This is a genomic window from Neobacillus rhizophilus (assembly GCF_018343535.1).
GTDB lineage: Bacteria > Bacillota > Bacilli > Bacillales > Cytobacillaceae > Neobacillus > Neobacillus rhizophilus.
Window position 1 is genome coordinate 1 of the sequence record NZ_JAGYPF010000011.1, and the last position, 20063, is coordinate 20063.

13 protein-coding genes and 2 riboswitches are annotated in these 20063 nt (G+C 41.9%); all 13 genes read right to left on the bottom strand.

Annotated features, from left to right (window positions below):
* Positions 1–353: 353 nt before the first annotated feature.
* The 13 genes from ptsG to KHA99_RS30150 all read right to left on the bottom strand — a co-directional run bounded on the left by ptsG (position 354) and on the right by KHA99_RS30150 (position 19987).
* Entirely contained in the window at positions 354–2423 is a 2070-nt protein-coding gene (ptsG, locus tag KHA99_RS30090) for a glucose-specific PTS transporter subunit IIBC (protein ID WP_213121169.1), read from the bottom strand.
* A gap of 181 nt (positions 2424–2604) precedes the next feature.
* A complete protein-coding gene (gene glcT / locus KHA99_RS30095) occupies positions 2605–3447 on the bottom strand; it encodes a glucose PTS transporter transcription antiterminator GlcT (protein ID WP_213121170.1) in 843 nt (280 codons plus the stop codon).
* A gap of 160 nt (positions 3448–3607) precedes the next feature.
* Positions 3608–4936: an NCS2 family permease gene (locus KHA99_RS30100; RefSeq protein ID WP_213121171.1), complete on the bottom strand. Its 1329-nt coding sequence runs from the start codon at positions 4934–4936 to the stop codon at positions 3608–3610.
* A gap of 108 nt (positions 4937–5044) precedes the next feature.
* A riboswitch (purine riboswitch) is annotated at positions 5045–5146 on the bottom strand.
* Between the two features lie 101 nt (positions 5147–5247).
* Positions 5248–6768 (bottom strand): glutamine-hydrolyzing GMP synthase, encoded by a 1521-nt coding sequence (guaA, locus tag KHA99_RS30105; protein ID WP_213121198.1) that lies wholly within the window; start codon positions 6766–6768, stop codon positions 5248–5250.
* Between the two features lie 146 nt (positions 6769–6914).
* Positions 6915–7015: riboswitch (purine riboswitch) on the bottom strand.
* 33 nt (positions 7016–7048) lie between these two features.
* Positions 7049–9238 carry a transglutaminase TgpA family protein gene (locus KHA99_RS30110; protein ID WP_213121172.1) on the bottom strand — a complete coding sequence of 730 codons (2190 nt, stop codon included), beginning with the start codon at positions 9236–9238 and terminating at the stop codon, positions 7049–7051.
* The gene (locus KHA99_RS30115; RefSeq protein ID WP_213121173.1) at positions 9238–10455 is read right to left on the bottom strand and encodes a DUF58 domain-containing protein; all 1218 of its coding nucleotides are present in this window, start codon (positions 10453–10455) and stop codon (positions 9238–9240) included. The genes KHA99_RS30110 and KHA99_RS30115 overlap by 1 nt, the downstream gene beginning before the upstream one ends.
* A gap of 1 nt (position 10456) precedes the next feature.
* Positions 10457–11413 (bottom strand): AAA family ATPase, encoded by a 957-nt coding sequence (locus KHA99_RS30120; protein ID WP_213121174.1) that lies wholly within the window; start codon positions 11411–11413, stop codon positions 10457–10459.
* A 132-nt stretch (positions 11414–11545) separates the two neighbouring features.
* The gene (locus tag KHA99_RS30125) at positions 11546–12403 is read right to left on the bottom strand and encodes a 5'-methylthioadenosine/S-adenosylhomocysteine nucleosidase (protein WP_213121199.1); all 858 of its coding nucleotides are present in this window, start codon (positions 12401–12403) and stop codon (positions 11546–11548) included.
* 125 nt (positions 12404–12528) lie between these two features.
* Positions 12529–14256: a CocE/NonD family hydrolase gene (locus tag KHA99_RS30130; protein ID WP_213121175.1), complete on the bottom strand. Its 1728-nt coding sequence runs from the start codon at positions 14254–14256 to the stop codon at positions 12529–12531.
* 349 nt (positions 14257–14605) lie between these two features.
* Positions 14606–16147, bottom strand: a complete 1542-nt coding sequence (locus KHA99_RS30135; RefSeq protein ID WP_213121176.1) for a BCCT family transporter — start codon at positions 16145–16147, stop codon at positions 14606–14608.
* Between the two features lie 218 nt (positions 16148–16365).
* Positions 16366–17454 (bottom strand): tartrate dehydrogenase, encoded by a 1089-nt coding sequence (locus KHA99_RS30140; protein WP_249367028.1) that lies wholly within the window; start codon positions 17452–17454, stop codon positions 16366–16368.
* Positions 17454–18905 carry an aldehyde dehydrogenase family protein gene (locus KHA99_RS30145; RefSeq protein ID WP_213121177.1) on the bottom strand — a complete coding sequence of 484 codons (1452 nt, stop codon included), beginning with the start codon at positions 18903–18905 and terminating at the stop codon, positions 17454–17456. The genes KHA99_RS30140 and KHA99_RS30145 overlap by 1 nt, the downstream gene beginning before the upstream one ends.
* Entirely contained in the window at positions 18902–19987 is a 1086-nt protein-coding gene (locus KHA99_RS30150) for an aromatic ring-hydroxylating oxygenase subunit alpha (RefSeq protein ID WP_213121178.1), read from the bottom strand. Before KHA99_RS30150 ends, KHA99_RS30145 begins: the two co-directional genes overlap by 4 nt.
* Positions 19988–20063 lie beyond the last annotated feature (76 nt).

Below are 20063 nucleotides of genomic sequence, written 5' to 3' on the forward strand. Positions count from 1 at the left end.
GTCCTGAGCCAGGATCAAACTCTCCAATAAAGTTGAGTTGATTAGCTCAAAAATGTTACGTTGGCTTCGTTTCAAACGAAACGAATATTATTGTTTGTTGACGTTTTTGTTTGTTTAGTTTTCAAAGAACTATTTTTTTAAAATCACTTCATCAGAAGCAACTCTATTAATATATCACATCGTTTTCTCAAAGTCAACAACTTTTTTGAAGTATTCACTATCAAATTGTTGTTAATTCGCCAGTAACGACTGCTTTAATATACTATCACCCTGGATTAGATTCGTCAACACATTATAAAGATTTTTTTCAAAAAAAATAACCGGCCCTTATAAAGAGCCGGCAACTTAATACATTACTTTGTTATTTTAATAATGCCTTCTTGCTTAATGTCTACAAGCCCTTGCTTTTCAATAACTACCTTTTCACCCTCAGTTAAGTTGGTAAAGACAATCGGTGTAATCGTTGATTTGGCATGCTCTTTAATATAGGAAATATCAAACTTTAACAGCGGCTGGCCTTTTGTAACACGGTCATTTTCAGACACCAATGTTTCAAAGCCTTCACCCTTCAGGTTAACTGTGTCGATACCTACGTGAACAAGAATTTCACGGCCGTTATCAGAAAGAATGCCTAAGGCGTGCTTTGTTGGGAACAGGTTAACAATTTTACCGTCAACAGGAGATACAACCATGCCTTCCTCAGGAACAATCGCAAAGCCATCACCCATCATTTTACCTGCAAATACTTGATCAGGCACTTCAGTGATTGGTTTGATTTCTCCTTTAATAGGAGAAACAAATACATCTTCCCCTTTATGCTCTGATTGAAGCGCCTCTGGATTTATTTCTTCAATTTGCTGTTCTACACCTTTTTCTGGTGCAACTACAGCAGTGGTGCGTGGACGCTTTCCTTCCATTATATCTTTCATTTGTCCCTTTATGGTTTCAGATCGCGGTCCAAAAATGGCCTGGATATTGTTCCCTACCTCAAGAACACCAGCTGCCCCAAGCTTTTTCAATTCATTTTTATCCACTTGTTTAATATCGTTAACAGATACACGGAGACGGGTAATACACGCGTCTAAATGGGCAATGTTTTGCTTGCCGCCCATCGCATCAAGGATATTCCCAGCTAAATCACCAGAGCCCGCCTTGCCGGTTGGCGCCTGATTTTCTTCTTCCTCCAATTCCCGGCCAGGTGTTTTTAAATTAAATTTGCGAATAGCGAAGCGGAATCCAAAGTAATAAATCACAGCAAACACAAGACCGACAGGAATCACAAGCCAAGCATGTGTTTGCGGGTTAATTAAACCAAACAGAATGTAGTCAATTAAACCACCAGAGAAGGTCATCCCGATTTTTACATCTAATAGGTGCATCACCATGAAAGAAAGACCTGCAAAAATCGCATGAATTCCAAATAAAACCGGTGCTACGAAAAGAAATGAGAATTCAATAGGTTCAGTAATACCTGTTAAAAATGATGTTAAGGCTGCAGATGCCATTAATCCACCAACCATCACTTTCTTTTCAGGCCTCGCTTCATGATAAATAGCTAATGCAGCAGCTGGAAGACCGAACATCATGAATGGGAATTTACCAGTCATAAATGTACCAGCTGTCAGGTTTTTCACATGGTCAGAAATCTGAGCCATAAAGATCCGTTGGTCACCATGAACCACCTGGCCTGCTTTTGTTGTATAACTGCCAAATTCATACCAGAATGGCGAATAGAAAATGTGATGCAAACCAAAAGGAATTAACGAACGTTCAATGACCCCGAAAATAAATGCAGCTAATGTTCTATTGGCATCAACCATGTTTGTTGAGAATGAATTCAAGCCATGCTGGATTGGCGGCCAGATGACTAACATGATCAAACCTAAAACGATTGCTGTTCCTGCCGTAATAATCGGCACAAACCGTTTTCCGGCAAAGAACCCTAAATAGGAAGGTAATTCAATTTCATAGAACTTATTATATAAAGCTGAGGCGATAATACCGACGATAATACCGCCAAATACACCTGTTTGAAGAGTTGGGATTCCCAGGACACTAACATAGCTTGTACCATTAATATCCTTCGTATCAATCCCTAAAACAGTGCCCATTGTGACGTTCATAATTAAATAACCAATAATAGCAGCAAGTCCAGCTGTTCCTTCCCCACCAGCTAATCCTACAGCAACCCCGACCGCAAATAAGAGCGGTAAGTTACCAAAGACAATATCCCCGGCGTTTTTCATTACATTCGCAACCATTCTGACACCTTCGTTATCTAAGAAAGGTGCCAAATCTAATAATGCCGGGTTAACTAAAGCCGCACCTAACGCCAGCAAGATCCCTGCAGCCGGCAGTAATGCAACCGGTAACATTAATGCTTTACCGACTTTTTGTAAGACGCCAAAAGCTCTCTTAAACATATTTAAACCTCCTGAAATTGTATTCTAGCTCATTAAATGAATGCTTTTTATAAAAAGACGCAAAAAAGGCATGAGCAAAAGACCAATTGAATGAAGATATGGGTATAGAGTTCCCATACATCCTCATTTCAATCAATTTTTTACTCATGCCTGATCGAATCAGTAACACGTAAATTGATGACTATTTAAATTTGTTTTGCAGCCGCTGTAAATGCATCGTCAGATAGACAGCTTCTGCATCGAACACTTTCATTTTTAAAGCTTGCTGCATTACCTTAATGAGCTTCCATGCAAGATTATAGCACACCGGATATTCATTCTTCAATAGGGAAGCGATTTTTTCTGGCTCTTCCACTTTTTCCCCATTTCTGACACGTTCTATCGTAAAACGAAGATGGCGGACCAGCCTCATATAATCAATGCTTTCCTTATCAATTTCAACCAGTAACTGCTCTTCCACCATATCCACCAATCTGCTGATCAACTGGGAATGCTGATTAACCTCAGAAAGATTCTTATTAGTTATGGCACTGTGGATGTGGAGAGCAATAAAACCAATTTCCCCCACTGGGAGTTCAATACCGGTTCTATCTTTAATCAATTCCACGACTTCCTTTGCCACCTCATATTCATGACGATAGAGCGCTTTCGTTTCGACCAAAAATGGATTGCTCATTTCCATCCCTTGTGAGACACGAGTTAGCGCAAACATTAAGTGGTCGGTTAAAGCAACATGAATATGTTCATTTAACTCTGAACGAGTACGCTGCTTTATTAGGCCAATGGCGGAAATGATTACTTCATGAACATTTTGGTCAATAAAAGGAAGAAGTTTAATATAGTTTTCCTGCTCTTTTCCATTTTTAAGAACAAATAGCTTTTCAACTTTTTCCGTATCAATAAAATCGCCCTGTTTACGGTTAAAGCCAATGCCTTTGCCGATAATGACAACTTCCTTGTAGGCAGGGTGTTCAGCAATCAATACATTATTATTTAAAGCCTTATTTATTTGAAGTTTTGCCATACCCTTTGATCCTCATTTCAAATAAAACAATTAGTATTATCATACTAAAAGAGCCCCATCAGGAAGTCAACGACAATTTCATGACATCAATATCTTTGACCAGTATGGTGCCTGAAGATAGAAAAAAAGGAGCTGTATAATCGCAGCTCCTTTTTCAAGACTATTTTAAGAAAATAAAATATAGAACAAAGATAACAAAGAACAAGTACATAATCGGATGAATTTCTTTCGATCTGCCTTTTACCAGCATTGTAATCGGATAGAAGATGAAACCGATCGCGATTCCAGTTGCGATACTGTAGGAAAGCGGCATTGCAATAATGGTTAAAAACGCCGGAACGGCAATTTCAAACTTAGTCCAGTCAATTTTTCCTAAAGACGAAACCATCAGTACCCCAACAATAATTAATGCAGGAGCAGTAACCGGTGCTGTAATGACTGATAATACCGGGAAGAAGAACAATGATAAAAGAAATAATGCAGCAGTTACCAGTGACGCAAATCCTGTTCTGGCACCAGCAGCAACCCCCGCTGTTGATTCGATATACGAGGTGGTAGTCGATGTTCCAAGAACAGCACCAACGGTTGAAGCAACAGAGTCAGAAACCAAGGCTCTTCCTGCATTAGGAAGTTTTCCGTCCTTCATTAATCCTGCCTGACCGGCAACCGCAACAAGTGTCCCCGCGTTATCAAAGAAATCCACAAACAAGAAGGTAAGGATAATACCCAGCATAGCTGTTGTATAAAACGAACTGTCTCCAAAGGAAGAAAACGCAGCACCAAAGGTAGGTGAGATACTTGGTACATGACCAATAACTTTGTCAGGAATTTTAATTTCGCCAAAAATCATTCCTACGATTACCGTGATGATCATTCCGTAGAATACAGCACCACTAATTCCTCTTGTCATCATGATAACTGTTACTAAGATACCAAAAATCGCCAGTAATGTCCCTGGGGCTGACAAATCTCCTAAACCAACAAGTGTTGCATCGTTGTTCACGATAATTCCAGCACTTTGTAATCCGACAAAGGTAATAAATAAGCCGATACCAGCACCAACAGCATGTTTCAATTCAATTGGAATGGCATTAATAATTTTCTCCCGAAGACCTGTCAGAGTCAGTAAAAAGAAGAATACGCCCGAAATGAATACAGCACCCAAAGCATGCTGCCAAGGAATTCCGCTTCCCAGCACCACTGTATAAGCGAAGAAAGCATTTAATCCCATCCCCGGTGCTAACGCAAGCGGATATTTACCGAGTAGACCCATAATAATAGAACCTAATGCCGATGCTAATGCTGTAGCTACAAACACTGCTCCATAATCCATTCTCATTGCATCAGGAAGATCTTTAACTGATGCAAGTGACAACGTTAATGGGTTTACAACCAAAATATAAGCCATTGCTAAAAACGTAGTCAGTCCGCCCATAAATTCGCGGCGGTAATTTGTGCCTACTTTTTCGAACTCAAAATACTTATGCATTCTTTTCTCCCCCTGTTTTTCCTTTATTTTATGCAAAAAAACGTTCCGGCATTCTACCGGAACGTTGACTCTTGGCAGGTGAAAACAGAGAAAAGAATAAAAATGCCTCTCTATTAAACACTGCCTCGTAGTCAAGCCATTTACGGTGGCTCGGTAGAAACTTTTGGGCCATATCCCCAATATTATACGACGCAATTCGACAATATCTTCATTTGACATTTTTATTTTAACAGCGTTTTTTATGTTTGTAAACAACAAAAACGAACGATACTAAAAAATATTTTGAGTATCGTTCGTTTTTTACCTTACTTTTATTCCCATTCAATTGTTGCAGGCGGTTTGCTGGTAATGTCATAGACAACGCGGTTGATGTGCGGAACCTCGTTTACGATTCTTGTCGAAATGACTTCAAGGACATCCCACGGAATCCGTGCCCAGTCGGAGGTCATCCCGTCAATCGAAGTGACCGCGCGAATCCCGATTGTATAATCATACGTACGGGTATCTCCCATGACACCAACGCTGCGGATATCCGGAAGCACGGTAAAATACTGCCAAATATCGCGGTCAAGCCCGGCTTTTTTAATTTCCTCACGGAGAATCCAATCCGATTCGCGGACAATTTCCAATTTATCCTCCGATATTTCACCAAGGACACGAATGCCAAGGCCCGGTCCCGGGAACGGCTGTCTCCAGACAATCTCATCCGGAATTCCAAGCTCGGTACCTAACGCACGTACCTCATCTTTAAATAAAGTGTTTAATGGTTCGATTAATTTAAATTGCATGTCCTCAGGAAGCCCGCCGACATTATGGTGGGATTTAATTGTTTGTGCTGTGGCTGTACCACTTTCGATTATATCGGTATAAAGGGTTCCCTGTGCTAAAAATTCAATGCCTTCAAGTTTGGCTGATTCATCATCGAACACATAAATAAATTCATTGCCGATAATTTTCCGTTTTTTCTCAGGGTCAGAAACACCTGCTAACTTTGATAAGAAACGGTCTTTAGCATCAACCTTGATAACATTCATATGGAAACCTTCAGTGAAAGTCTTCATAACGCTGTCTGCTTCGTTTTTCCTTAATAAGCCGTGGTCGACAAAAATACAGGTTAACTGGTCGCCAATAGCTTTATGAATTAATACGGCTACAACCGAAGAGTCTACCCCGCCGCTAAGCGCGCAAAGAACTTTTTTATCTCCGACAGTTGCGCGGATTTTTTCCATTTCCATTTCAATGAAGTTCTCCATTGACCAATCGCCGCTGCAGTCGCAAACGTTGAATACGAAATTCTTCAAAAGGTCATTTCCGTAAACTGAATGGCGCACTTCCGGATGAAACTGAACTGCATAAAGTCTTCTGTCAGCATCGCTCATCGATGTAATCGGACAGGACGGGCTTGTTGCATCAATAGTAAACCCTGCCGGTGCTTCTACAACAAGGTCACCATGGCTCATCCAGACAACCTGCTCTTCCGGCAGACCGTCAAATAGAGCTGATTGGTTCTCTACCTTCATTGTAGCTTTTCCATATTCACGATGCTTCGCTTGTTCAACCTTGCCGTTAAAATGAACAGTCATTAACTGCATTCCGTAGCAAATGCCAAGAATCGGCAGACCCATTTCAAAAATTTCTTCGTCACAGCGGAAGGAATTTTCATCATACACGCTATTCGGGCCACCGGAAAAAATGATTCCCTTCGGATTCATCTTGCGGATTTCATCTGCTGTAATTGTATGCGGATGAAGTTCGCTGTAGATACCAAATTCGCGAATTCGGCGTGTGATTAATTGATTATACTGACTTCCAAAGTCTAACACGACAATCATATCTTGCTTTCCAGACAAAATGCCCACCCCTATTTTTATAAAAGTTAGTTTAGTTTTCCCGTTTTCTCACAAATAATAAAAAAACTAGAATTCCCGCCCATAAGAAAAAGGAAGGCAGAATTCTAGTTTTCTCGTAAAAGATTATACTTAACCAATTCTGCCTTCATAGTCAGGCCATTTACGGCAGCCCGGTAGAGACTCTCGAACCTATTATCGAGGATATATGAAGGTTATCACCTATTAAATTACACCATATTGTATCAATAGGTTGATTTTTTGGTCAAGCGATTGTCTTTTTAATTAAATTTTCCCACAATTCCCGCGTTTCCTTCCAGCTTCCCTCGGGCAGGTTTTGATTGTATATGTACTGCTCATAGCGGTGCGTTAAGCGCGTCATTTCCCTCGTCGAGAAGAACGTGTCGATATAGCGGGCATAGTTACGAAGTGTTTGATTTTCCTTACGTTTTAACCCGTAACGGTCGAGCTGACTTAGTAAAATCAAGTAGGCTGCACCGATGGTTTCATCCTTTTTCCTAAAACGGTACCGCAGCATGACGAGATACGGGAACCATTTGCCGCGAATTCGATACAAAAGCGCAATAACAGCAGCAGCAAGCATGCCGCCAAACACAATCCATTTCCACTCATTTTTGAAGAACAACTGGATATTTCTCCAGATATCCCTGATATCAAAGGAGTTATCTTTCTTTACATTTGCTGTTTCTTCGAGCGGCTTCTTTTCCGGTTTTTTAACAGGTGCAGGCGCAGGTGTTTGCGTATTTGTGGAAGTCTGCCCTGATGTAAAGTCTATGTTAATACTGTTTGAGAACCCTTTTGTCGGTTCAAAGGGAATCCAGCCTTGAGTCGGGATAAATACCTCTACCCAGGAATGAGCATTATTATTAGTGATTGTGTAAAGCTCTTTCGTTTCGTCATCCCGGCTGTATTCCAGGAACTCTCCTCCCGTAAATCCCTTTACCCAGCGGGTTGGAATGCCAATCGAGCGGAGCATGACGGCCATTGAACTGGAAAAATTATCGCAGTACCCTGTTTTCGTATCGAATAAAAATTGGTCCACATAATCGTCTTTCCCCCCCGGGATAGCGACATTTTTCTGGTCATAGGTGTATTCTGTATTTCCAAAATACCGCTCCACTGCCCTGGCTTTGTCGAACCAATTCGTTTCGGAAGCGGTGACCTCTTCTGTTAATTGTTTGATTCTTGGCGGCAGCTCTTCCGGAATCTGGGTATACCTTTTGTAAAACTCCGCGTTCATCACTGCCGGGTCATAGCCGGTCGTTTTTCTTAAATCTACAGCTTGGTATTTAGGAACTTTAAAATCAACCGTATAATCCACATTGCCGATATTTCTGATTTTCTCCGTATTTGTATCAATTTGAATCGGGTATTGTTCAGGCAGATTTGGTTGGAAATCAATGAACTTTTGAATTCCGGCCGGATAAGCAACATAAGAAACAAACTCCCCAGCCGGATTGACTTTAGCTGTTTCATTGGTTGTTTCCACATTACTTGGTATAGATAATACCGGCACTAAATCAGACTGTCTAAAATCAATGGTTGTCGACCCCGATGCAAGCCAGCCCTTACCGGTATACACATCCTTCGTTTCAACCTTCCAATAGTTTTTGCCATTCGACTCAACCGTAAAAACAGTGGTATCATCCCCAATAAACGGACCGCCCAATCGGGAGTCATTCGCCCCGTAGCCAATCCGGCTGATACCGCCGATGCCGTCACTGCCACCCTTGTTACCCGCCGCTTTTAAATACGGAACCGGGTCGGGCCAAATAGGCGCCGCCTTCGGAGCGGCAATTCCAACAATCACACTAAAGGCAACCATAATAACAAGCGGCACCATCCATTTTTTTATAAAAGCGGAGTTGCTGTTGCTATTTTCTCTTCGGTTGATGCGGAAAAACGTCAGCATGCCCATGACGGCAAAACCGGCCGCCACAGTACGGACGATGGCAATTTTGGCATCATAGACAGTAAATGTATCAAGAACCGTGATATATATTATCGTCATAAAGAAAAAGATAAAGATCCGCTGCTGTCGCAGGAGCCAATAATGGATAAGATAGACCATGATCCACATCAAGATAAAAAACAGCAGGGTGCGGAATTCATTCGATAGTTCATTCCAGTTCCTAGCCACAATGGACCATAAGTTATTAATTACATCCTCAGAAAAAGAACCTAACCATCCGGAGTGAAAAAATCCCCCCTTGTAATGGAACCGATTAATCGAAAAAAGAACGAAAACAATCTTAATCAGCCATTGCCAAAACCATTTCATTTGCAGATAGGACAAGGCAAACGCAATAATCAAAAAAACAATAAACGTTTCGATATGGTCCGTATCTGTTAATTGTTCTACCGGCCTAAGCCACTCCCAAAGCAGTAAAAATCCAAAGGTATATAAAAGAAAGGTTGGGAAATCTCTTTTCATTAATATAACGTCACCTCCGAGAAGGCAGATGCGAATTGACCGTCATGAACCAATATCACACGGACGCCGCGGGCGTTTGCAACTACAATGAGCGAGCGTTCATTGTCGTCAGGCACTTCATGTTCAGCTTTGATGAGGAAAAGGGTAATCGCCCCTTTTCTTTGGCCAAGAAAGCTGGCTTTTTCAATCAAAGGCTTGGTTAACTGGGCCGTTACGAGCATGAATGAAACGGTTTGCTGAATAAATAGGCCATCTGCTTCAATGACCTTTTCTAGCGGTAAAAAGCTTTTTGCTTCGATTTTTGCGAGATGATAGAAAAGCTGCTGCATCTGCTGTTCCCCGCCTCTGATTGGAAACGAGGCTCGTTCCTTGCTGATGGTAAGAAGACCGGTTTGCGCCCCTTTTTTCAAAACAGCCCTTAGTAAGGTGGCCGTGAACGAAACTACTGCTTCAAAGCGTTTATCCGGTACGCAGTCCATCACCACAAATACATCATGAGACTGCCTCTGTTCAAACTCTTTTGTCATAATCTCATTCCGCTTGGCGGTTGCCTTCCAGTTAATCCAAGAAAATCGGTCGCCCGGCTGATAGTCCCTGACGCCGACCGCCATGGTCGTATCGCGCTGGACCCGTTCTCGGGATGCTGTCAAACCTTGATCATACTGATGCTCAAACGGACGGTAGAGGAGCTCGGCATAGGCCGGGTAGACAATGACTTTCCCTTCAGCTGGGTGTGTTTTTTCCTTTTCAAATAAGCCGAGCGGGTCGCCAGTCCTTAGGGTGAAGGATTGAAAAAAATGCTCGCCGCGCGGCAGTTTATCGATGGTATATTCATAGGTAAACTCTTTTTTAAACCCGGGAAACAAGATGGCCTTCGTGGAGCTGGCTTTATCGGCATATTCTAATGATTGGTCCAGGTTATCTTGGATGATTAAATAAAATAACGGAAAGCCTTTCGACCTTCTTATCTGGACGGTTACTTTTAACGGTTCCCCGGCATTGTAGTCCGTTTTGGACAGAACCCTTTTGACTTCCAGTTCGTTCAAAGAATAGAAGGAAAGTGCAACGCAATAAACCGCAAACGGCAGGAAGCTGTAAAACAGAAACCAGCTGACAAATCCCCCTTGGAACATTGCATAGGAGAAGGTCAGGAAGATCAAGAAAAATAACAGGATAAATTTCCAAGCCCTTTTGGTGAATTTCCTTAGTTTTTTCATATTATTTCACAAGCCTTTGGACAGGAACAGGAACTCTGTTAACCACCCGATTCACCACTTCCTCCGAGGTGATCCCTTCAAATTTCGCTTCTGACTTTAAAATAATCCGGTGCGACAGGACGTATGGCGCTAAATATTGAATATCATCCGGCAGCACATAGTCACGTCCAAAAATAAAGGCATAGGCTTGCGCAGCTTTCATCAGGGCAATGGATCCCCTTGGGCTTGCGCCGAGGTAAACACTTCCATACCCTCTTGTCCGGTTAACGATATCCACGATATAGCGCTTGATCGTATCATCAACGAACACTTCCTTGACTTCTTGTTGCAGGGCGCGCAGGCCCTCCAGATCAATAACAGGCTGAAGGTCCTCGATTGGCGGCACCTTTTGCGCCCGGTTCAAAACCTCAATTTCTTCATGGATGTCGGGGTAGCCCATTTTCATTTTTAATAAAAAGCGGTCGAGCTGTGCTTCCGGAAGCGGATATGTACCTTCATATTCTATTGGGTTTTGCGTAGCCATGACGAAAAACGGCTTTTGGAGTTTATGGGTCACGCCGTCAATCGTGACACTTGCTTCCTCCATGCCTTCGAGTAGTGCAGACTGTGTCTTTGGCGAAGTCCGGTTAATCTCATCGGCGAGGATAATATTGCCCATCAACGGACCCGGTCGGAATTGAAATTCCATTTCCTTCGGATTGTAAATGGACACGCCGGTTACATCTGATGGCAGCAGGTCCGGGGTGAACTGGATTCTCCGGAAGTTGGCATTGACTGATTTAGCTAAGGCACGGACCATCATCGTTTTTCCAACACCCGGCACGTCTTCAAGCAGAACATGGCCTCCTGCCAGCAGCGCGACAAGGCTTAGTTCCGCGACATTTCTTTTTCCAATCATAACCTTTTCAATGTTCGCGAGAATTTTATCTATTGTGGGATTCAATTGTTCATGGGCCAAGGCTTACTCCTCCTTATTCAAAAAACCAAATAATTACATTCCATCTATGTATTCGATTTTTTCTTGAAAAATTCCTGTAAAAAAGACACAGATATTTCAACTATTAGACGGATCATAAGGAGGAAATGTTTCTTACTTTTTTGTTAAATTGTAAATGTACGTTTTAACAAGTTTATACACATAACTCTGGCCTGCTGTTTCTGTATCGGGGTTGTATTTTTCACCGTTTACAATGTTATTAGTCACAATTCGGATCCCCAAGAAAGGGACTTGGAAGCTTTCTGCAACTTGGGCTGCTGATGCTGCTTCCATTTCTTCCACAGAGGTGCCGAATAGGCTGTTCAGCCAATTGATTCGGTCCACTTCGTTATTCCATACATCCGCTGAACCGATCGTACCTTCGACAACTTTTCCTTTGTGATACTGGTCCCTTATTTTCATAGCCTCCGCTAACAACGCCTTATCTCCTTCGAAATATCGGATTGGCCCCGCCTTCACCTCTTCCTCACTTTCCTCTGAAGCGGTTAAGTCCATAGGCATCCACGTTGTCGGGGCAATCCCTTGATTTTTCCCTCTTATTTCTGTTTTGAACGAGCCGATATTGGTCACTCTTTTTCCGACGACAATATCAAAAACATGTATATCGGGAACATGGCCGCCTGATGTACCTTGATTAATAATAGCAATTGGGTGATATTTGACGAGGGCAATGGCCGTAGCCGCCGCGGCATTTTCCATTCCTTTCCCTGTTTTTGAAACGATAACCGGATAGCGGTTGATTTCGCCTTTATAAAAAACAAACGATCCATACTTTTCTTTTTTAACTTTTTCTAATCCCCGAATTAACTGGTCAACCTCGACCGGCATGGCCCCTTGGATAACTATCGGCCTTTGTGCTGATTTTGCGTTTACCTCTGTTTCAAACATTAAAAAGAAGCTTAATACTATTAAGGCTGCTGGGATTATTTTCTTAGCAATCACAATTTGCATCTCCCTTTCATAAAATTCTCCAATCAATCTAACAAAAAGACTACCTCCTTATTATCAGGAAGTAGTCTCTGATTTAGCCGAAATATATTTGTTCAGGCAGATTCATAACAAGAATGCTCAACTTTTTACTTTCGGCGAATAACCGGAAGTATTATATGGGATGGATAGTCTTCCTCGTGATAAATTATTTGCATGGCAGGTCTTGATTCCAGATCTGTCAGCATTGTTCCACCATTATTCATATTTACATCAAATCTTGGGAAATTGCTCGAAGAAACTTCAACCCTAATTCTATGTCCAGGCATAAAAACATTACTCGTTGCCCACAGGTCAATCTCATAGGCTTTTACCTCATTACCGATTCGCTTGTAAACATCGCTTGCCCGTACGATTCCATCCGTTAAATTGTAGGCGGTCCCGTTAGGCAGTACATCCACTAATTTGGCGGTGAAATCGGTATCAACCCCATCCGTTTTAGCATATAAAACCACTTTAATCGGTCCTGTGACCTCTAGCTCATCCTCTAAAACTTGACTTGTAAAAACGAGGACATCTTCCCGTTCCTCAACTGCACGCTGATCAGCAGGCCCAGTTAATGCCCCCGTGTGAAGTAACGTCCCGCCCCCTGTTGTCGGAACCGGGTATTTGGGATTGAAAATAAACTGGTCAAAGGGTTCGCTTTTGGGAGGTTCGGTAGAAAGCTGCCCATTTCCAAATCTAGTATTAGCAACACCTTCACTATGAAAATAGTAAGGAATATGCGTGGTGTCAGGTAATGGCCAAACCTCCTCTTCACGCCACACATTTTCTCCCATCACAAAAATCTTAACTGGTTTCTCAGAAAGAAGGCCCGTATCGACCCCTTTCAGCCACTGATCAAACCAGCGAAGGTGAAGATTCGTTAGGTCTTCTTTGTAGTTAATCCAGTTTTCTGAAGCATGCAGCCCAAATCTGCGTTCCCCGATGGAAAAACCAAAGTTTCCGTGGGCCCATGGGCCAATCATTAACATTTGAGTTTGATTTGAGCTCTGTTTCAACTTTACAAAGTTAGCAATTGAAGGTCCTAAGAAACAATCGTACCAACCGGCAAGATGGTAAGCTGGCACGTTTATTTTCTTCAATTTTTCTTCTGTCAATGAAACTTGTTTCCAAGCATCATCGTCGGGTTTCCATTCAGCCATTTCGAAAAAATAGCTTAAGATGTCCAAATTTTTTAACGGCGGCCATTCCCTCAATGGTACAGCTGTATACCAATCTTCAACCGTGTCGATATACTCAGCCAATTCTCGCATCTTTTCTTCATATTCTGCTAGGTTCACATATTTTCGTTTAAGCTCATCGCCAGCAATAGACTCAAGTGCCCATGAAATATTCTGGCCTAACTCATAAACCCCATTTCGAAAAAAGCCGCCATCTCTAATATCACTTAAAGTTTGTGCCGGAAAGATGGCTTTTAAATGGGGTGGATTTTCGGCTGCAGCAAGCAATTGTGTATAACCGTAATACGACAAACCAAACATCCCGACGTTTCCATCAGAATATGGCAGTCCCGCTGCCCATTCAACCGCATCATAGCCATCATTTCCTTCGTGTTTAAAAGGATAAAAGTCCCCTTCCGAAGAAAATCGTCCTCTTACATCCTGAATAATCACTACATAGCCATTTTCCACTAAACGGTGCGTGTCCAAATAACGATGAGAATAATATCGTTCATTTTTGTTATAGGGCAAACGTGTAAGTAAAACAGGATATTGATTCCCATCGTTCGGCCTGTAAACATCAGCATATAAAATGGTGCCATCTCTTAACGTACAGGGGACATTTTTTTCAACTAAAATTTGCATTGAGGCCATTTCAATTTTTCTCCTTTTCCCTCTCTATTTTTAGGAGTTGATATCGTTTATTAATGGTTCTTGCATCAATATAACCTGCTTGCCATACCACTAACGGTAAGCATGGCAACCAACAGTTAAGGAGCCAATCGCGGGAATGATGGTTAGTAAAGCAATCCATTTCTGCACAGGGTTAAATTCCTGCCTTTTCGGAGTGGTGATTGATTTGCTGTATAACAAAAGTTCGAAGAGGTTAATTTCGAAAAATTCGATATATAATATTTATAATAATCAGAAAATTTGGTTGACACTTTGAGAAACTATGCCTCTCCTAATATGAATGTTCATCATTAGGAGAGGTTGTTATTTTTTATAATGCCCTTTTTTCAAGAGTTTCTGTATTTCTAGCTTTTTTGTTACTTGGTGTCTGAACTAATTCACCTTTGAGCCCTTTGAAGGTTGAATAACACATGACCAACATTAAAATGGCCAGCGGGATGGATGTTGCGACAAGCGCTGATTGCAGTCCCTTTAAGCCGCCAGTTAAAATTAGAACAGCAGAAACCGCAGCAATGACGACACCCCAAATGATTTTAGTAATTTGAGTAGGATTGGGATTACCGTTTTCACTGATCATTCCCAATACAAAAATAGCTGAATCCGCAGATGTAATAAAGAAAATAATCACGAGTACCATTGCCAAGACAGATAAGAACGAACTCATTGGGAAGAAATCAAAAAACTTAAATAAGGCAGATGTTACATCTGAAGAAACAGCTTCAGCAATTGCTGTTTTACCATGATTTTGAATTAAGTCGAGTGCCGAACCTCCCATAACAGCAAACCATAAGAAGGACCCGAGTACCGGGATGAAGACAGCACCCATCATAAATTCCTTAATGGTCCTTCCTTTAGAAATCCTCGCAACAAAACTTCCTACAAGCGGAGCCCATGCAATCCACCAGCCAAAGTAGAACAGCGTCCAACTGCCAATCCATTCACCCTTCCCGGCATTATACGGCTCCATGCGAAAGGACATGCCGATAAAGTTTTGGGCATAATCCCCAATTCCTTGCAAAAAGATTTTTAAGATGGATTGTGTAGGTCCAAGAATCAACATAAATCCTAATAAAGCAAATGCTAGAAGCATATTAAGATTAGATAAGTGTTTAATGCCGGCCTGCAGTCCAGAAACTGATGATGAAAGATAGAGAATCGTTGTAACAGCAATGATGATAACCTGAATATAAAAACCTACCGGAATACCCCAAAGATAATGCATCCCGCTGTTTACTTGCAATGTTCCAAAACCTAGGGAAGTAGCAATTCCAATAACAATTGATAAAGTTACAATAATATCAATGAATTTACCGAAAGAGCCCTTAATCTTGTCACCAACTAATGGATAAAAAACAGAACTTAAAGATGATGGCAATTTCTTTCTAAACTGGAAAAACGCTAAAGAAACACCTACAACTGCATAGCATGCCCACGCGGAAACTCCCCAGTGTAGATAAACAATTTGCATAGCCAGCTTTGCCGACTGCTCAGAAGATGCTTTTCCAAACGGAGGATCAATATAATAGGAGACAGGTTCAGCAACACCCCAAAAGACAAGGCTGATACCAATCGATGCACTGAAAAGCATGGCAATCCATGTGGCCGTTTTATATTCCGGACGATCGGAATCATCACCTAATCGGATATGACCAAATTTTGAAATGGCAATATACATACAAAATGCAAAGAAAACAAACACACTTCCAAGAATAAACCAGCCTAAGTTGTTATAAATAAAGCTTAATGATGAATTAGAGAAGTTCTCCAATTGTTTTGGAGCAAAAATACCAACACTGATTAGCAACAGACTTAGAACTAAAGAAATATGAAAAACAGCTTTCTTGCTGCTCATCTGAACACCCCTTCATGTACAAAAAAAGTTTAATGTGTAAGCGATTACGATTTCTAATAATAAAAAAGGATGATGAAAATAATCGAAAATTCAAATAAATAAATCAATAAAACCGTCTTTATGTGTTTGAGTTTCAACTCTATTAACTATAACGAACTATAGGACGAGGCAGGACCGGCTCCATATGAGTTCCCGCCTTCGTACCTTGCATTTAAAGATTATTTTACCATTACCGATAATCCTAGTAAGCTAACAATACCTTCCACCCGGTCCCCGACTTCAGATGTTGAGGCGGTCCCCTTCATATCTGGTGTTAAAGTCTTACCTTCCACAAGTAGTTCCTCGATGGCATCAAGAACCAATTTTCCATAGTTCTCATAACCTAAATGGTCAAGCAACTGGCTTGCTGACCAAATGGTCGCTAACGGATTGGCTAATCCCTTTCCGGCAATATCCGGCGCAGAGCCATGAATTGGCTCAAACATAGAAGGATAGGCTCTTTCCGGATTAATGTTCGCACCGGCAGCTAGTCCAATTCCGCCAGCTAAAGCGGCACCTAAATCTGTTAAAATATCACCAAATAAATTAGAAGTAACCACTACTTCAAACCGTTTCGGGTCGGTTATCATCAGCATCGCAGCTGCATCAACGAGATAGGAGGCCGTTTTCACATCCGGGTAGTCTTTGCTGACTTCCTCAAATACTTGATCCCAGAAAACCATGGAATAGTTTAAGGCATTGCCCTTACTGATACTAGTTAGAGATTTGCCTTCTTTTCTTGCTGTTTCAAAAGCGTAGCGGATCACCCGTTCAGTGCCTTTGCGGGAAAACACTCCGGTTTGCAGCACGACTTCATTTTCTTGGCCCTTAAATAACCAATCGCCAGCCCCGGCATACTCTCCCTCACTGTTTTCACGGATAAACAGCATATCCACATCTTTCCGATTAATATCTTTCAAAGGACATGGTGCGCCATTGATTAACTTAATTGGACGGATATTGATGTATTGGTCAAAACTTTTTCTGATTTTCAACAATAAGTCCCATAAGGAAATATGGTCAGGTACACCCGGAAATCCGACTGCACCTAAAAAAATGGCATCAAAGCCCTTGAGCTTTTCGATTCCATCCTCATCCATCATGACACCGTGTTTAGAATAGTACTCACAGCCCCATGGAAAATATGTGTACTCGAAATTTAGGCTGCCATCTAACTCTGCAATTTTATTTAAAACCTTTATTCCTTCCTGCAATACCTCAGGGCCGATTCCATCCCCGGGTATTACAGCAATTTTATATGTGCTCATTATTTGTCGCCTCGGTTCCAAACAACTAATTTCAATTCTGTCATTTCCTCAACTGCATATTTGATCCCTTCGCGACCAGTTCCGCTTTCCTTCACACCGCCATATGGCATATGGTCTACCCGGAAAGTCGGAATGTCGTTAATCATCACAGCCCCGACTTCTAGCGTTTCGCTAGCAAGCAAAGCCTTATCAACATTTTTTGTATAAACCCCGGCCTGCAGCCCGTATCTTGAATCATTTACATATTCAATTGCTTCTTCAACGGAACCTACCTTATTCACAATCACAACCGGAGCAAATACTTCCTGGCAGGACACCTTTTGCTTCGGATCGACATTGGTAATAATGGTCGGCTCTAAAACTCCATCTTCTGTAAGATTACCGCCAGCTGCTATCTTTGCGCCATTTTGCTTCGCTTCTTCAATCCAGGCTGCCGCGCGCTCTGTTTCTTTTTTGGAAATTAACGCGGATATATACGTATCAGGGTTTAACGGGTCACCTATTTTTAATAGTTTTGCCGCCTCCGCAAACTTTTCAACAAATTGATCGTACACATCTTCATGGGCATACACCCGCTGTAAGGAAATGCATACTTGGCCTTGGTTGGAGAAAGCCCCCATCACACAGCGGTCGATAATTTGGTCAATATTTGTATCTTTATCTAAAATAACTGCCGCATTAGAGCCAAGTTCTAAAGTCGTTCTTTTCAATCCCGCCTTGTTGCGAATCGCAATTCCAACTGCCGGGCTGCCGGTAAATGTAATCATCGCTACTCTGTCATCGCGGATGATTGCTTCCCCTACAACCGAACCAGAACCCGTTACCACATTTAATACACCGTCCGGAAGGCCTGCCTCTTTGAAAAGCTCTGCAATGTAAAGAGCGGATAATGGTGTTTGCGAAGCCGGCTTTAACACGATGGAATTGCCTGATGCAATCGCTGGTCCTACCTTATGGGCCACTAGATTCATAGGGAAGTTGAACGGCGTAATCGCACCGATCACCCCAATCGGCTTCCGGAGAGTATAACCGATTCTTCCTACTCCACCAGGAGAAGCGTCAAAAGGAAGGGTTTCCCCATGAATTCTTTTTGCCTCTTCCGCCGCGAATTTATAGGTTTCGATTGTTCTTGAAACCTCTCCTCTTGCAAAAGAAATCGGCTTAGCAGACTCTTTTGAAATAACTTCCGCCGCTTGGTCTAACCTTTCTTCCAAGAGTTTTACGACATTTTCCAAAATGGCTGCCCGCTGATAGGACGGCGTTTTGGAAATTACTTGAAATCCGACTTGAGCTGATTTTATGGCGTCTTTTGTCAGTTTTTCATCTGCCATCGCAATCTCAGCAATCAGTTCTCCAGAATATGGGGAGTAAAGAGGGGCATATTCTGCCGCCTCTACGTCTGCTCCATTAATAAACAAATGCTTTTTCTCAGCTGCTGCCACCTTACTCATCGTCCTAACGCCTCCAATACCATGTCGTGGAATTGTACAATTGCCTTTTCGGAGGAAGAATAAACCCCTTGGTTAAAGGCACGGGATCGGAATCCAATCTGCTCCAACTCTACTAACTCCACATCTTCTTGTCTTACTTGCTCCGCAAATGTTACAAGATCCTGTTCTTCTTGGGATAAATTCTCATCCCTGAAATAGTAAGTATATACTCCTAAAGTTGTTTCGTGGTCAATCGGAACCATTTGAATGGTTGCCATATTGGCAGGTCCTGGATAGATAGTTACCATTAGGTTTGGCCATAACCAGTAGAACTCCCCGCCTTGGAATTCTGCTTCATTTAAGTCTGTTGTACCCATTGTTTTATCCGGTTTAACCACTGACGCTTGTACGGAATAGTTTTGGCAAGTAACAATTTGATAGTTTTTCATATCAAGAGTTGCTACAAAGCTAGGGTGTGCAACATGGCAGTGGTCACACTCTAAATAGTTGTCGATAAACGCTTTCCAGTTTGCTTTAATCACTCGTGTTTTTTGGTTAATTCTCTTAAGTTCCCCTAAGAATGGGAACTTTGCTAGACGATCGAAGAAATCGCCGTACACTTCAGCTAAAGGTGAAGCATTATCATCAAGATTAACGAAAATGAGTCCCTCTCCAATTTCCATTCTTACAGATCGTAAGCAGCGGTCGCTGACACAATGGGCATCTTCGCCAGTGAAGTTTGGTGCCTTATTCAACTGTCCATCTAAATGGAATGTCCAGCCGTGGTAGCCGCAGGCAAAAATTTTCTTCGTTCCAGCGTCTTCTTTTTCAAGTTTTGTTGCACGATGCGGGCAGACATTGTAGAATGCACGGATCACTTCGTCTTTGCCGCGGGTAACAAGAATTGGCTCGCCTGCAACTTCACAGGTAAAGAACTGGCCGACTTTCTCAACTTGGCTTACATGACCGACTAACTGCCATGACTTAGCGAACACATCATTCATTTCCTGCTGATACACCTTTGGGTCTGTGTATAAATCATAAGTTAATGTTCTTTCATAGACTTTATTCGACTTGTTTACTACTGGATTATAAGTTGCCATACCAATTCTCTCCTTTTATTCTTAAAATTTTTTTATTAACAAGATAAACTGCTTTGAATCTTCTAGATAACTAGAT

Coding starts and splice junctions, on each gene's coding strand:
- ptsG (WP_213121169.1), bottom strand. CDS start 2,423: ATGTTTAAGAGAGCTTTTGGCGTCTTACAAAAAGTCGGTAAAGCATTA.
- glcT (WP_213121170.1), bottom strand. CDS start 3,447: ATGGCAAAACTTCAAATAAATAAGGCTTTAAATAATAATGTATTGATT.
- KHA99_RS30100 (WP_213121171.1), bottom strand. CDS start 4,936: ATGCATAAGTATTTTGAGTTCGAAAAAGTAGGCACAAATTACCGCCGC.
- guaA (WP_213121198.1), bottom strand. CDS start 6,768: ATGATTGTCGTGTTAGACTTTGGAAGTCAGTATAATCAATTAATCACA.
- KHA99_RS30110 (WP_213121172.1), bottom strand. CDS start 9,238: ATGAAAAGAGATTTCCCAACCTTTCTTTTATATACCTTTGGATTTTTA.
- KHA99_RS30115 (WP_213121173.1), bottom strand. CDS start 10,455: ATGAAAAAACTAAGGAAATTCACCAAAAGGGCTTGGAAATTTATCCTG.
- KHA99_RS30125 (WP_213121199.1), bottom strand. CDS start 12,403: ATGCAAATTGTGATTGCTAAGAAAATAATCCCAGCAGCCTTAATAGTA.
- KHA99_RS30130 (WP_213121175.1), bottom strand. CDS start 14,256: ATGGCCTCAATGCAAATTTTAGTTGAAAAAAATGTCCCCTGTACGTTA.
- KHA99_RS30135 (WP_213121176.1), bottom strand. CDS start 16,147: ATGAGCAGCAAGAAAGCTGTTTTTCATATTTCTTTAGTTCTAAGTCTG.
- KHA99_RS30140 (WP_249367028.1), bottom strand. CDS start 17,454: ATGAGCACATATAAAATTGCTGTAATACCCGGGGATGGAATCGGCCCT.
- KHA99_RS30145 (WP_213121177.1), bottom strand. CDS start 18,905: ATGAGTAAGGTGGCAGCAGCTGAGAAAAAGCATTTGTTTATTAATGGA.
- KHA99_RS30150 (WP_213121178.1), bottom strand. CDS start 19,987: ATGGCAACTTATAATCCAGTAGTAAACAAGTCGAATAAAGTCTATGAA.